The sequence below is a fragment of the Picosynechococcus sp. PCC 8807 genome (assembly GCF_001693295.1).
Classification (GTDB): domain Bacteria; phylum Cyanobacteriota; class Cyanobacteriia; order Cyanobacteriales; family MRBY01; genus MRBY01.
Window position 1 is genome coordinate 902,061 of the sequence record NZ_CP016483.1, and the last position, 12,726, is coordinate 914,786.

Here is a 12,726-nt window from a genome sequence, read left to right on the forward strand (position 1 = left end):
TTTACTGAATGGGGCGGGAAGTGCGACTGATTTTGATGTATCAGAATTGGGATGGCAAGGCCACTGGAAACACGATCTTAGCCGGGCTCGGTTCCTTGGAGTTAGTTAGTGCAAGATTGTGAGTCAAGGAAGTTTAGAAAGACATTTTAGGGATGTTTCTCTAGGGGTTTTGTGATGGCTGTTGCATTCTTCTTGGGGCTTTGTAAGGGGATCTTCATAGAGGTAATCTTTTTAGATTTTCTTTAGATTTTTTTGAAATGGATTAGAACGGGGCGATCGCCTTTGCTGGGGAATTGTGATAGCAAAATATAATCAAACGGCGGTAATCCGTTGAAGATTTAGGGGGATATGTCACAATGAGGGGCGAAACTCTTTGACCATTGGTGTCTATTTAGAACAGCCCAAACAGAGCAACTCGCCCCAAGCAATTCCGAAAAATGCCCTTGGTCAACTGTGCGCTGTCACCCAAAATTTGTTGGGAAATTTGACATCAATGGATGTGTAACTTAGAAAGCAAGAATCCTAGGCATTCGTAATGGAACCGCTTTATCAATATGCATGGTTGATTCCGGTGCTGCCTCTGTTGGGGGCAATGGTTATCGGGATCGGCTTAATCTCCTTAAACAAATTCACGAACAAGCTACGGCAACTCAATGCGGTATTTGTTCTGTCGCTCATCGGCACTTCGATGGCCCTCTCTTTTGGGCTACTCTGGAGTCAAATTCAGGGTCATGAAGCCTTTACCTACACCCTAGAATGGGCGGCGGCAGGCGATTTTCATCTGCAGATGGGCTATACCGTGGATCACCTGAGTGCCTTGATGTCGGTGATCGTAACCACGGTGGCCTTGCTGGTGATGATCTATACCGATGGTTACATGGCCCACGATCCGGGTTATGTCCGTTTTTATGCTTATTTGAGCATTTTTAGCTCGTCGATGTTGGGCTTGGTGTTTAGCCCAAACCTTGTGCAGGTTTACATTTTCTGGGAATTGGTGGGGATGTGTTCCTACCTCCTGATTGGCTTCTGGTATGACCGCAAGGCGGCGGCCGATGCTTGCCAAAAGGCTTTTGTCACAAACCGTGTCGGCGATTTTGGTCTCTTGCTGGGGATGCTCGGTCTCTATTGGGCCACGGGCAGTTTTGAGTTTGATCTGATGGGCGATCGCCTGGTGGATCTCGTCTCAACGGGGCAAATCAGCTCCCTCCTGGCCATTGTCTTTGCTATACTGGTCTTCCTTGGCCCTGTGGCTAAATCCGCCCAATTTCCGCTCCATGTGTGGCTCCCCGATGCCATGGAAGGGCCAACCCCCATTTCCGCTTTGATCCACGCGGCGACCATGGTTGCTGCTGGAGTGTTCCTCGTGGCGCGGATGTATCCCGTGTTTGAGCCGATCCCAGAGGCGATGAATGTCATTGCCTGGACAGGGGCAACCACCGCTTTTCTAGGGGCGACCATTGCCTTAACCCAAAACGACATCAAAAAAGGTCTTGCCTATTCCACCATGTCCCAGTTGGGCTACATGGTGATGGCCATGGGGATCGGTGGCTACACCGCTGGGTTGTTTCACCTGATGACCCATGCCTACTTCAAGGCGATGCTCTTCTTGGGCTCTGGTTCTGTCATCCATGGTATGGAAGAGGTAGTCGGCCATAATGCTGTGCTGGCCCAGGATATGCGGCTGATGGGTGGCCTGCGGAAATATATGCCCATCACTGCCACAACGTTTCTCATTGGCACCCTCGCTATCTGTGGAATTCCGCCCTTTGCTGGTTTCTGGTCAAAAGACGAAATTTTGGGCCTGGCGTTTGAGGCCAATCCTGTGCTCTGGTTCATTGGTTGGGCCACCGCTGGCATGACCGCTTTTTATATGTTCCGGATGTACTTCCTGACCTTTGAAGGGGAGTTTCGCGGCACCGATCATCAATTGCAAGAAAAGCTCCTGACGGCGGCAGGTCAAGCTCCCGAAGAAGGCCACCATGGCTCTAAGCCCCACGAGTCTCCTTTGACGATGACTTTCCCATTGATGGCTTTGGCGGTTCCGTCGGTATTGATCGGTTTGCTGGGGGTTCCCTGGGGTAATCGGTTTGAAGCTTTTGTCTTTTCTCCCAACGAAGCAGCAGAGGCCGCTGAGCATGGTTTTGAATTGACAGAATTTTTGATCATGGGTGGTAATTCTGTGGGGATCGCCCTCATTGGGATTACCATTGCCTCGCTGATGTATCTCCAGCAGAAAATTGATCCGGCTCGTTTGGCCGAAAAATTCCCGGTGTTGTATCAGTTGTCTTTGAACAAATGGTACTTCGACGATATCTACAACAATGTTTTTGTGATGGGTACCCGGCGCTTGGCCCGACAAATCCTTGAGGTGGACTATCGCGTCGTCGATGGGGCCGTAAACCTCACGGGGATCGCCACCCTCCTGAGTGGTGAGGGCTTGAAATACATTGAAAATGGCCGCGTCCAGTTCTATGCGCTCATTGTGTTTGGGGCGGTGCTAGGCTTCGTCATTTTCTTTAGTGTGGCCTAGCCGTCACTATATTCCGAAAGTTGAGAAGATAAAATTTCCCCTTGCCTGAGTGGTGAGGGGTTTTATTTTTCCTGATAAGATTTGCAGTGGCGTTGTTACAGGGGTTAGCAGAAAAATTATGGCTGAATTTAAACAAGGAACCCAGGTAAAGCTGACACAGTTGCCTCCCTATCTCAAGACCGCAGACCCGATGCCGATGTTGCGTCCGGCGGATTTATTGGCGGTGGGGGCGGTTGGCACCCTAGGCGATCGCCGCCCTGGTGGTTATTGGGCGGTTAAGTTCGAGCGGGGCTCTTTTTTGCTTGAAGAAACCTATCTGGCAGTCGCCACTGGGACGGCCTAAACCTAGGAATTGGGCAGATCGACAGTCGGACTCAGGGGGACAAAATCGCCATGAATAGTGAGGCCGAGGCACATGGTTTCGCCGGTTTGGATGCGTTTACCCGTGAGGGCGCAGGTTTCATCCTTTTGGGCGATCGCCTCAAGGGTCGCCCGAATATCTGCTTCGCTAAACTGGGGGCGATAATCCCCTGAGTTGTGATTGACGTAGTTCCAGAGAATATCGCGGATTAGAGCTTGGTATCCCTGGTTTCCAGCGAGTTCCTTGAGTTTATCTTTCAGTTTGCGCTCTAGGCGAATACTGGTGACTTCCATTTCTGTCGTGCTAGTTGCCCGAGTCATAATTTTCGCTGATCCCCTTACATTTAAGACTTTACTAAATATCTGTCCTCGGAATGAGGCAAAATATCAAAAGTTGTAGTGTCAGTGTAGTGAAAATGTTTTTAAAAAAAAAGCGCGATTTGGCTGAATTGTTACTCATTGACAATATCTAAGGCGATCGCCTCCGCGACCTTGACCCCATCAATGGCTGCCGAAAGAATGCCCCCCGCATAGCCTGCTCCCTCCCCCGCAGGATAGAGGCCCTGGGTATTAATACTTTGATAATTTTTTCCCCGTTTAATGCGAATTGGCGAAGAGGTGCGTGTTTCTACTCCTGTTAACATCGCCTCGGCCATAGCAAACCCCTTAATTTGTTTGTCAAAAGCGGGTAGAGCTTCCCGAATTGCTTCAATGGCATAGTCCGGGAGCGCGGTGCTGAGATCCGTTAGCTTAACTCCCGGGGCATAGGAAGGTTTTACTTTGCCCAACGACTCAGAAGAACAACCCACGAGAAAATCTCCCACCAATTGACCCGGCGCACTGTAATCGCCGCCACCCAGTTCAAAGGCTCTGGCTTCTAGCTGTCGCTGCAGATCAATCCCGGCTAAAGGATGCCCCGGAAAATCCTCTTCTGGAGTAATGCCAACCACAATCCCCGCATTGGCGTTACGTTCGTTGCGGGAATACTGGCTCATGCCGTTGGTGACGACTTTGCCTGCCTCGGAGGTGGCCCCAATCACCAAACCCCCCGGACACATACAAAAACTATAGACCGAGCGCCCATTTTGACAGTGGTGGACGAGCTTATAATCGGCGGCACCGAGAATCTTATTGCCAGCAAATTCCCCGTAGCGACATTCATCGATCAGGGGTTGGGGATGTTCAATGCGAAAGCCAATGGAAAAGGGCTTGGGCTCAATGTAAACGCCCTGGTCATGGAGCATCTGGAACGTATCCCGCGCACTGTGGCCCATGGCCAGCACCACGTGGGAACTGGGGATGAATTCGCCATTTTCGAGGGTGATGCCTTTGACCTGATGGTTTTCTAGTTCGAGGGTTTTGACCTTACTTTGGAAACGAATTTCGCCGCCGAGGGATTCGATGGTTTTGCGGATGCTTTGGACGATGCCGACGAGTTTAAAGGTGCCAATGTGGGGCTTGGCGATGTAAAGGATTTCGGGGTTAGCCCCGGCGGCGACGAATTCTTCGAGGACTTTGCGTTTGTAATGGTGGCGATCGCGCACCTGGCTGTAGAGCTTCCCATCGGAGAATGTCCCTGCGCCTCCTTCTCCAAATTGAGCATTAGATTCGGGGTTAAATTCTCCCTTCTTTTTCCAGAAATTAAAGGTGTCTTTGGTGCGCTCATTGACGGTTTTTCCCCGTTCTAACACAATCGGCCGAAAGCCCATTTTGGCTAGCATTAATCCCGCAAACATCCCACAAGGCCCCATGCCGATGACGATGGGCCGCGTCGCACAATCTGCCGGTGCTTGGGCCACCATTTTGTAACTCATGTCTGGAGTGGGGAGCACATGGGGATCTTTTTTGAAGCGTTTTAGCAAAGCTTGATCCTTCGTGGTGTGCACATCAAAGATGTAGACGAGGTAAATATTGCTCTTTTTACGGGCATCGTAGCTGCGTTTAAAAATCTGATATTCCAGCAAGTCATCCGGCTGAATTTTTAACTTCTGGCAAATGGCCTGGGCGATCGCCTCTGGGCTGTGGTCGAGGGGCAGTTTGATTTCCGTAAGACGAAGCATGGCAGTTACTGACAAAAATAGCGGTGATGATCCCTGGGGCCGGGGATTCTTATTAAAAACGAAAAAAATCTTCCCCACAATGGCGAGGAAGACCCAGACTTAATAAACAGAAGATTTAGTCAGCGGCCTTAGATCAACCCCAACCAGCTCAGGACGCCTTCTTTGGTGAATAATTCGATGGCGATCGCAATGATGATCCCGATCATCGCCGCCCGGCCATTGAGCTTCTCGGAATAGAGATTGAAGCCAAACTTCGGATCTTCAAGATTGGGCTTAACGGTGGGTTCTGGAGCTGCCATGGTAAAAACCTCGTCTTATCGAAATTAATGTAATAATTCTTAATATGTAGTGTAGCGCACAAAAGCCACGGTCGTACATTTCGCTATTTCATGGCTCAATCGTTTTATTCGTCTATTGTCATAGACTTTTACACTTAGTTGTTACCAAGTTTATTCGCCTTAGAAATAGATGGCGATCGCCATTGAGGTTATCCAAAATGCTAAGGCATCTTTACTCTAATTGTTACACGACCAAACTGCGATCGCCTGCTGATCAGAGGAGCGAAGGGCGAACGGTCACACAACACCTTGGTGCTTAATTCGACAATATTTTTCCAAGTTGATCATTGCGATCACCCCTATTTTGTATAGCGGGATACATCAAGCTGACCATAATTAAAGGCTAATAAAGCTTAAGTTGAGTGCAGTGATTACATCTAAACAAGAACACAATATCAATTTGCTCTTTAAGCCCTAGGGAATAGGGGGCTTTACTTGGCAGCATAAATGATCAATTTTTGGAAACAAGAAGGCAATGACGAAAATTTTGATTATTGAGGATGAAGCAGAAACCCGTAATGTTTTCCTTAAGTGCCTAGAATTTGAAGGCTTTAAAACCTGTGCTGCAAGTAATGCTTTAGATGGTATCGAACTGGCATTAAACGAACAACCAAATTTGATTGTGTGTGACATTCTCATGCCTGACATGGATGGTTACTTCGTGTTGTCAAAAATACGCCGCTCACCTAAAACAACCGCGATTCCTTTTATCTTTCTCACTGCCAAAGTTACTATGGCCGAGCTTCGCTATGGTATGCAGCTCGGAGCAGACGATTACCTGACCAAGCCTTGCACAGTTGAACAATTTCTAGGGGCAATTAATGTTCGACTAAAGCGACAACAAGACACGATTGAAAATCACCATCTAGATTCGACAAAAAATAAAACAGTTGTTTCTTCTGGTGCCGAAATCGACTTTCCATTAACAGATATCGATCGTGATTTTTCTTTTCCCTACTCCAGCAATTTAAATCGAGCGTTTGATTTTATTGAAGATCATTACCATCAACCCATTAAAATCAAGGCGATCGCCGAGGAAGTTGGCTATTCCACTTCCTACCTGAGTAATTTAGTTCAAAAAGAAACTGGCTACACAGTCAAACAGTGGATTATCGCAAGGCGCATGCTGCAGGCTCGCAAACTATTGAAAAATACAAACAAGCCAATCCATAAAATTGCAGAATTATGTGGCTACCATGATGCGGGCTACTTTACCAACCAATTCCGGCGATTCCATGGAAAAACACCATTAAATTGGCGTTCTGAGCAAATATAGCCTGTCTTCTTGTGGGCTGCCAGGACAGTTTTTCACAAAAACCAACTGAGAATAACATCTTCGGAAAAGACTTTTCTGTAATTGATTTAACAAAAAAAGCAGGATATCAAGGGAGTTGAAAAAACAGCCTAAAAAAATGACATTTTTTCAAAAAAAAATCTAATGTTTATTACGAAAGTGGCTGCTACTATAGACCGCAACTCTTAATAAATAAAAGTACTTTTCTGAGTTTTAGGGCTCTTTCAAAATTCTGCGGTTTTGAAAGTTTAAGTTGTTATTTTTGGGTAGATATAAATTATGACTCTGATTTCAGCACAGCAGGCTTTACAGGGACTAGGGGGTTCCGACTCTTTCGGTGGCAGGCGCTCGAACTTACAGTCTTTGTGTCATGTTTGTGGAAAATACCATGGCGCGAGTGATCACTGGCAGTTTATGCAGACGATGCCCCAAGATCCTGTAGAAATGGTTGATGACCTCGTAAAAATGGGGATTTATAAAGAGAATCAGTTGCGGGCTGCAGAAGGAGTAAATGCCTACGAACTGAGAAAAACTTTATTTTTGAAGCGCATTGGTCGCAGTGATCCAAAGCGAGAGAAGCTGATCTTGGCCCTCTGTAAGCAGGCTGGCGGGATGGAAAATGCTTTTGCGGCGGCCTTTGGGCCCCAAGCTGGTCTATTTTTTGCGGACTCAATTCGTAGTAGTCAACAGACCCGTCGAGAATTTCTGCGGAATATGGCCGTTGGTGCTGCCCTTGTGAGTTTAGCAAGTTGTGGTCAGGATACAACGCCCCCTGCGGCAGACACTCCGGCAGATGCGCCAGTGGGTAATTTGGAGAAAACTGATTTACAGATTGGTTTTATTCCCATTACCTGTGCGACGCCCATTATTATGTCTGAGCCTTTGGGCTTTTACGAAAAGTATGGTTTTAATGCCAAGGTCGTCAAAATGCCGAGCTGGGGGGCCGTCAGAGATTCGGCGATCGCCGGCGAATTGGATGCCTATCACATGCTGGCTCCGATGCCCATTGCGATGACTCTAGGTCTTGGTTCCGAGGCATTTGGCGTGAAGTTGGCAAGTATTGAAAATATCAATGGTCAAGCAATCACAGTTGCTGAAAAATATAAGGGGCAGGTAAATGGACCTGCCGACTTTAGGGGCTTTACCATTGGGGTTCCCTTCCCTTACTCAATGCACAATCTCCTGTTGCGTTACTACCTGGCGACGGGCGGCATTGATCCTGATGTGGATGTTCAAATTCGTCCTGTTCCCCCGCCAGATAGTATTGCTCAGTTGGTAGCGGGTGATATCGACGCATACTTGATGCCTGATCCGTTTAACCAGCGGGCCGTGTACGAAGGTGCAGGCTTTATCCACATGTTGACTAAAGAAATTTGGCCAGGTCATCCTTGTTGCGCTTTTGCCGCGAGTGATCAGTGGATTGACGCCAACCCCAATACCTTCCGTGCCCTTAACAAGTCCATTATCGAAGCGGCTGCTTACGCTCAAGTCCCTGAAAATCGTCCAGAAATTGCCAGAGCGATTTCCGAGCGGGCCTTCCTTAACCAGCCTGTGGAAGTTGTCGAAGCAGTTCTCACTGGCAAGTTTGACGATGGTAATGGCAATAGCCTTGATATTCCTGACCGAATCGGCTTTGATCCCTATCCTTGGCAGAGTTTTGCAAACTGGATTTCTTCCCAGCTTGTGCGTTGGGATCTTCAGGGTGACGGATTGGCTCCCACAATTATTCCTGAGACTGGCTATGACACTGTTGGTACAGATGTCTTCCTCACTGATTTAGCAAGAGAACTGGCAACTGAGCTTGGTCAGACACCGCCCACTGAGATCTATCGCGAGGAGACCCTCAAATTTGACACCTTCGATCCCGCTGATCCTGCGGCTTATGTGCAACAGCAAATCGATGAATATGGCGTGTAATTTTTAGGAGGTTTTTTATTATGGCAGTCACAAGTAAACGACTACCAACATCAGCTTACGCTAGGCCGAAAGAGTCCCTTTGGCAAAATGAGAATTTTCTCGCATTTGCACTATTTGTTGCTTCCCTTATTGTCTTTTTAGGAGGATGGGAAATCAGTGCTCGCATAGGAATCCTTGCGAATATGCCTACTGCTTCTTTGACTCTCAAGGAGTTGTGGTGGTGGACAACCAATCCTTTTTTCGACAATGGGCCTAACGACCTGGGCATTGGCTGGAATTTGTTAATCAGTTTGCGACGGGTGGCGATCGGCTACCTTGCGGCTTCTTGTGTCGCTGTTCCCCTCGGAATCTTGATTGGTATTTCACCGATCGCCAGAAAAGGTTTTAACCCATTCATTCAGTTGTTAAAACCCGTATCTCCCCTAGCGTGGTTACCTCTTGGTTTATATGTCTTGCGCGATTCTGAGCAAACAGGTGTTTTTATCATCTTCATTTCCAGTATTTGGCCGACTTTGATCAACACGTCTTTCGGTGTGGCAAATGTTAGTAAAGAATATTTGGATGTGGCAAAAACCCTTGGTGCTTCGAGTTTCCGCACTATTTTCAAAGTGATTATTCCTGCTGCTCTGCCCAACATCTTGTCGGGTTTAAGGATCAGTATGGGGATTGCTTGGCTGGTCATTGTGGCGGCAGAAATGTTGTTGGGTACAGGTTTAGGCTACTTCATCTGGAATGAGTGGAATAACCTTTATATTCCGAACATTTTGGTGGCGATTCTGATCATCGGTTTAGTTGGTCTCATTCTGGATAGTTGCTTTGCGGCTGTCGAAAAATTTGTTGCATTTGGTCGAAAATAATGAGTGTTACTCCTGTGAATTACGCAACTCCCCTAACGCCGGAAGATACTTTTTCGGATACGGCTCAACTTTCAATTCGTAATTTGACCAAAGTCTTTCACGGTAAACAAAGTTTATTGGGTAAGGTTACTGGTAAAAAATCGAGAGATTATGTGGCGATCGAGGATATTAGCCTCGATATTGAACCGAACACTTTTGTGTCGATTATTGGGCCTTCGGGCTGTGGTAAGTCCACGTTGTTGGATATGATCGCGGGTTTGTCGCCTGTCACTTCTGGTGAGATTCGTCTTAATGGCGTACCGATTACTGGGCCAGGGCCTGATCGCGGCATGGTGTTTCAAAGTTATGCACTGATGCCTTGGATGACAGTGGAGGAAAATCTCTACTTTGCGGTGGAAACGGTTTATCCGGATATGCCGAAAAAGCAAATTAAGCGCACGATTAAAGAGCATATTCAGCTTGTGGGTCTAACGGGTGCGGAGAAAAAGCATCCCCATCAGATTTCTGGTGGCATGAAACAGCGGGTCGGTATTGCCCGTGCTCTGGCGATTAATCCCCAAATTTTATTGATGGATGAGCCGTTCGGAGCATTGGATGCACTAACGCGTGGGTTCTTGCAGGATGAGATTGAACGCATCTGGGAGCGGGAACGGAAAACGGTAATCATGATTACCCACAGTATTGATGAGGCTTTATTGCTTTCTGATCGCATCATTATGATGACCCGTGGCCCGGCTGCTGGTGTGGACGAAATCTTGGATGTGCCTTTCCCTCGTCCTCGTAATCGTGAGGAGCTGGATCAGTATCCGGAATATCACGATCTAAAGGTTGAAATGGAGAGTCATCTTTCTCGCGAAACCCGCGCGGTTGAGGCGGCAAGAATTAGTCGTTAAGCGACATGATTCGATTTGGTTACGTTGTAATTTTGATTTTTTAGAGGATTTAAAGAATGGCAATTTCTGAGGTTACAGAGAAGCTTTTAGCTGCGAAAAAGGCTGCTGGTATTTCCTTTGCAGATTTGGAAGCGAAAGTCGGTTGTGATGAGGTTTGGATTGCTTCTGTGGTTTACCGTCAGGCCAGTGCCTCTTTAGAAGAAGCAACCAAGATTGTGCAAGCGATTGGGGCGGATGAGTCTCTAATTGAGCCGTTGACAGAATGTCCTTTGAAGGGTTCGCTTGAGCCTGTTATTCCGACGGATCCTCTCATCTATCGTTTCTACGAAATCATGCAGGTTTATGGTATGCCCATTAAAGCGGTTGTCCATGAGAAATTCGGCGATGGCATCATGAGTGCGATTGATTTTTCCATTGATGTTGAGTGCGAAGAAGATCCCAAAGGCGATCGCGTTAAGGTGATCATGTGCGGTAAGTTCTTGCCCTACAAGAAATGGTAAGTAGAGTTCCTGCTATGAATTAATGGCGTTTGCATGGATCGGGGCTGTTAGTGATTGGCTGGCAGCCTCTTTTTTAAACAGAATTTGTGTTGAGGCTTTGAAATATGACATCGACTCCAAAAAAGTTAGTCCCTCCTTTTGATCGAGAAACGGCGATCGCCAAAGTGCGGATGGCGGAAAATGCGTGGAATGGTCGCGATCCGGATAAAGTGTGCATGGCCTATACAGAAGATAGTTTTTGGCGCAACCGTGCTGAAATTTTTCAAGGTCGGGAAAATATCCGTGAATTTCTGCGCCGCAAGTGGGATAAAGAGCTAAATTATCGTCTCGTCAAAGAAATGTGGGCCTTCGACGAAAACCGGATTGCGGTACGCTTTCAATACGAATGGCAGGATGATGCAGGGCAATGGTATCGCGCCTATGGCAATGAAAATTGGGAGTTTGACGAAAATGGTTTAATGCGTCGCCGAGAAGCCAGTATTAACGACAAACCCATTGCCGAATCTGAGCGCCGCTTTTTTTGGGATGCCCCTGGCGATCGCCCCCTCGATCATCCCGGATTGATTAATTCCCCTGAATAAATACAAAATTTTCAGCGTTCCCATCATCTGCAAGCGGTAATTAGCCCATTGATTCACATCAGTCTGAGTTGACTCAATGGGTAACGGCAGCCGAGTGATAGAGTCAGTCATAATACTTTCTACTGTACTGATGTCGAGGATAATAACGTTTCTTGTCTAAACCATTTGCCCAAGAATTAAAACAGCTCCGTCGCCAGCACCAACTCATTTTAAATGCCGTTGGCGAAGGGGTTTATGGCCTTGATTTAGATGGCAATGTGACCTTTATTAATCCCGCTGCCGCCAAGATGATTGACTGGCCAGTGACAGAGTTGGTCGGCAAGTCAATGCATACGGTATTGCACCATTCCCATGTGGATGGTTCGCCCTATCCCCGTGAAGATTGCCCAATTTATGCCGCCCTCAAAGATGGTAGTACCCATCGCGTGATTTCCGATGTATTTTGGCGCAAAGATGGCACCAGTTTTCCGGTGGAATATATCAGCACCCCCATGAAAGATGAAGACGGCACTTTAATTGGGGCTGTTGTCACATTTCAAGATATTAGTCAGCGGCGTTGGGCAGAAAAAATTCTTGAACAGGCCAATGAAGATTTAGAGCAAAAAATTCAAGAGCGGACCCAAAAGTTGCAACGAGCCAATCAACAGCTAAGGGAACTTAGCGAAATGCGTTCACGCTTCATCACCATGGTTTGTCATGAATTTCGTAATCCCCTTAATAACATCACCCTGTCTGTTTCTTCCCTGAAACGTTATGACACCCATCTTTCCTTAGCAGAAAAAGCAGGTTATCTTTCCAGTATTAATGCGAATGTTGAGCGCATGACTCAAATCATTGACGATATTTTAGTGATTGGTAGGATTGAAGCCAAAGTTCTAGAAGTTAACCGAACAAAAGTTGATGTAGTGGCATTTTGCCGTCGGTTATTAGAGGAAGGAGAATTTATTCGTCAGTCTGATCCCATTAAATTGATTTGCCCCAGCCATTCGATTATCACTGAGCTTGACGAACGCTTACTCTATTCAATTTTAGGAAATTTACTTGCCAATGCGATTCGCTATACCCACGCGAGTGGCGCAATTACTTTGAGCTTAAGAAAGTGGAAACAAATACTAATTATCAAAGTCCAAGATGAAGGGATTGGCATTGCCTTAAAAGATCGAAAATATCTTTTTGAACCGTTTCATCGGGGTTGTAATACCAGTAATATTCCTGGTACAGGACTAGGGCTAAGTATCGTTAAACAGTTTGTGGATCTCCTTGGAGGCAATATTCATGTGTCCAGCCGAATCAATAAAGGAACGACTTTTACTGTGAGATTGCCAATGTTCAATAACAGTAAAAACAATATTTCGGCTTCCACCAGTTAATTAAAATCAAAAAATATCATCTTGAG

Annotated in this window: 13 protein-coding genes; 10 read left to right on the forward strand and 3 right to left on the reverse strand. The window is 46.8% G+C overall.

Annotated features, from left to right (window positions below; all coding sequences use genetic code 11):
• The first annotated feature begins 373 nt into the window (after positions 1 to 373).
• The 3 genes from AWQ24_RS16650 to sipA all read left to right on the forward strand — a co-directional run bounded on the left by AWQ24_RS16650 (position 374) and on the right by sipA (position 2,873).
• Positions 374 to 505, forward strand: coding sequence for a hypothetical protein (locus AWQ24_RS16650; RefSeq protein WP_254903390.1), 132 nt, complete (start codon positions 374 to 376; stop codon positions 503 to 505).
• Between the two features lie 30 nt (positions 506 to 535).
• A complete protein-coding gene (locus tag AWQ24_RS04380; RefSeq protein ID WP_065716113.1) occupies positions 536 to 2,530 on the forward strand; it encodes an NAD(P)H-quinone oxidoreductase subunit 5 in 1,995 nt (664 codons plus the stop codon).
• Positions 2,531 to 2,648: 118 nt separating this feature from the next.
• Entirely contained in the window at positions 2,649 to 2,873 is a 225-nt protein-coding gene (sipA, locus tag AWQ24_RS04385) for a regulatory protein SipA (RefSeq protein WP_012306483.1), read from the forward strand.
• Between the two features lie 2 nt (positions 2,874 to 2,875).
• Here the strand turns inward: sipA and AWQ24_RS04390 are convergent, their stop codons facing one another.
• The 3 genes from AWQ24_RS04390 to AWQ24_RS16405 form a co-directional block, all read right to left on the reverse strand.
• Positions 2,876 to 3,211: a hypothetical protein gene (locus AWQ24_RS04390; protein ID WP_065710306.1), complete on the reverse strand. Its 336-nt coding sequence runs from the start codon at positions 3,209 to 3,211 to the stop codon at positions 2,876 to 2,878.
• Positions 3,212 to 3,342: 131 nt separating this feature from the next.
• The gene (locus tag AWQ24_RS04395; RefSeq protein WP_065716114.1) at positions 3,343 to 4,950 is read right to left on the reverse strand and encodes an NAD(P)/FAD-dependent oxidoreductase; all 1,608 of its coding nucleotides are present in this window, start codon (positions 4,948 to 4,950) and stop codon (positions 3,343 to 3,345) included.
• A gap of 128 nt (positions 4,951 to 5,078) precedes the next feature.
• On the reverse strand, positions 5,079 to 5,249 hold the full coding sequence (locus tag AWQ24_RS16405; RefSeq protein ID WP_012306486.1) for a hypothetical protein: 171 nt from the start codon (positions 5,247 to 5,249) through the stop codon (positions 5,079 to 5,081).
• A 514-nt stretch (positions 5,250 to 5,763) separates the two neighbouring features.
• On the opposite strand from AWQ24_RS16405, the gene AWQ24_RS04400 reads away from it, so the two are divergent.
• The 7 genes from AWQ24_RS04400 (at position 5,764) to AWQ24_RS04430 (ending at position 12,700) form a co-directional block, all read left to right on the forward strand.
• Positions 5,764 to 6,564 carry a response regulator gene (locus AWQ24_RS04400; RefSeq protein WP_012306487.1) on the forward strand — a complete coding sequence of 267 codons (801 nt, stop codon included), beginning with the start codon at positions 5,764 to 5,766 and terminating at the stop codon, positions 6,562 to 6,564.
• 297 nt (positions 6,565 to 6,861) lie between these two features.
• Positions 6,862 to 8,499 carry an ABC transporter substrate-binding protein gene (locus tag AWQ24_RS04405; RefSeq protein WP_012306488.1) on the forward strand — a complete coding sequence of 546 codons (1,638 nt, stop codon included), beginning with the start codon at positions 6,862 to 6,864 and terminating at the stop codon, positions 8,497 to 8,499.
• Positions 8,500 to 8,519: 20 nt separating this feature from the next.
• Positions 8,520 to 9,356, forward strand: a complete 837-nt coding sequence (ntrB, locus tag AWQ24_RS04410; protein ID WP_012306489.1) for a nitrate ABC transporter permease — start codon at positions 8,520 to 8,522, stop codon at positions 9,354 to 9,356.
• Positions 9,356 to 10,249, forward strand: coding sequence for an ABC transporter ATP-binding protein (locus tag AWQ24_RS04415; RefSeq protein ID WP_012306490.1), 894 nt, complete (start codon positions 9,356 to 9,358; stop codon positions 10,247 to 10,249). Before ntrB ends, AWQ24_RS04415 begins: the two co-directional genes overlap by 1 nt.
• 56 nt (positions 10,250 to 10,305) lie before the next feature.
• Positions 10,306 to 10,749 (forward strand): cyanase, encoded by a 444-nt coding sequence (cynS, locus tag AWQ24_RS04420; RefSeq protein ID WP_030007552.1) that lies wholly within the window; start codon positions 10,306 to 10,308, stop codon positions 10,747 to 10,749.
• 104 nt (positions 10,750 to 10,853) lie between these two features.
• Positions 10,854 to 11,330 (forward strand): nuclear transport factor 2 family protein, encoded by a 477-nt coding sequence (locus tag AWQ24_RS04425; protein WP_012306492.1) that lies wholly within the window; start codon positions 10,854 to 10,856, stop codon positions 11,328 to 11,330.
• 152 nt (positions 11,331 to 11,482) lie between these two features.
• Positions 11,483 to 12,700, forward strand: a complete 1,218-nt coding sequence (locus AWQ24_RS04430) for a HAMP domain-containing sensor histidine kinase (RefSeq protein ID WP_030007550.1) — start codon at positions 11,483 to 11,485, stop codon at positions 12,698 to 12,700.
• Positions 12,701 to 12,726 lie beyond the last annotated feature (26 nt).

Coding starts and splice junctions, on each gene's coding strand:
- ntrB (WP_012306489.1), top strand. CDS start 8,520: ATGGCAGTCACAAGTAAACGACTACCAACATCAGCTTACGCTAGGCCG.
- AWQ24_RS04400 (WP_012306487.1), top strand. CDS start 5,764: ATGACGAAAATTTTGATTATTGAGGATGAAGCAGAAACCCGTAATGTT.
- cynS (WP_030007552.1), top strand. CDS start 10,306: ATGGCAATTTCTGAGGTTACAGAGAAGCTTTTAGCTGCGAAAAAGGCT.
- AWQ24_RS16405 (WP_012306486.1), bottom strand. CDS start 5,249: ATGGCAGCTCCAGAACCCACCGTTAAGCCCAATCTTGAAGATCCGAAG.
- AWQ24_RS04395 (WP_065716114.1), bottom strand. CDS start 4,950: ATGCTTCGTCTTACGGAAATCAAACTGCCCCTCGACCACAGCCCAGAG.
- AWQ24_RS04405 (WP_012306488.1), top strand. CDS start 6,862: ATGACTCTGATTTCAGCACAGCAGGCTTTACAGGGACTAGGGGGTTCC.
- sipA (WP_012306483.1), top strand. CDS start 2,649: ATGGCTGAATTTAAACAAGGAACCCAGGTAAAGCTGACACAGTTGCCT.
- AWQ24_RS04380 (WP_065716113.1), top strand. CDS start 536: ATGGAACCGCTTTATCAATATGCATGGTTGATTCCGGTGCTGCCTCTG.
- AWQ24_RS04425 (WP_012306492.1), top strand. CDS start 10,854: ATGACATCGACTCCAAAAAAGTTAGTCCCTCCTTTTGATCGAGAAACG.
- AWQ24_RS04390 (WP_065710306.1), bottom strand. CDS start 3,211: ATGACTCGGGCAACTAGCACGACAGAAATGGAAGTCACCAGTATTCGC.
- AWQ24_RS04415 (WP_012306490.1), top strand. CDS start 9,356: ATGAGTGTTACTCCTGTGAATTACGCAACTCCCCTAACGCCGGAAGAT.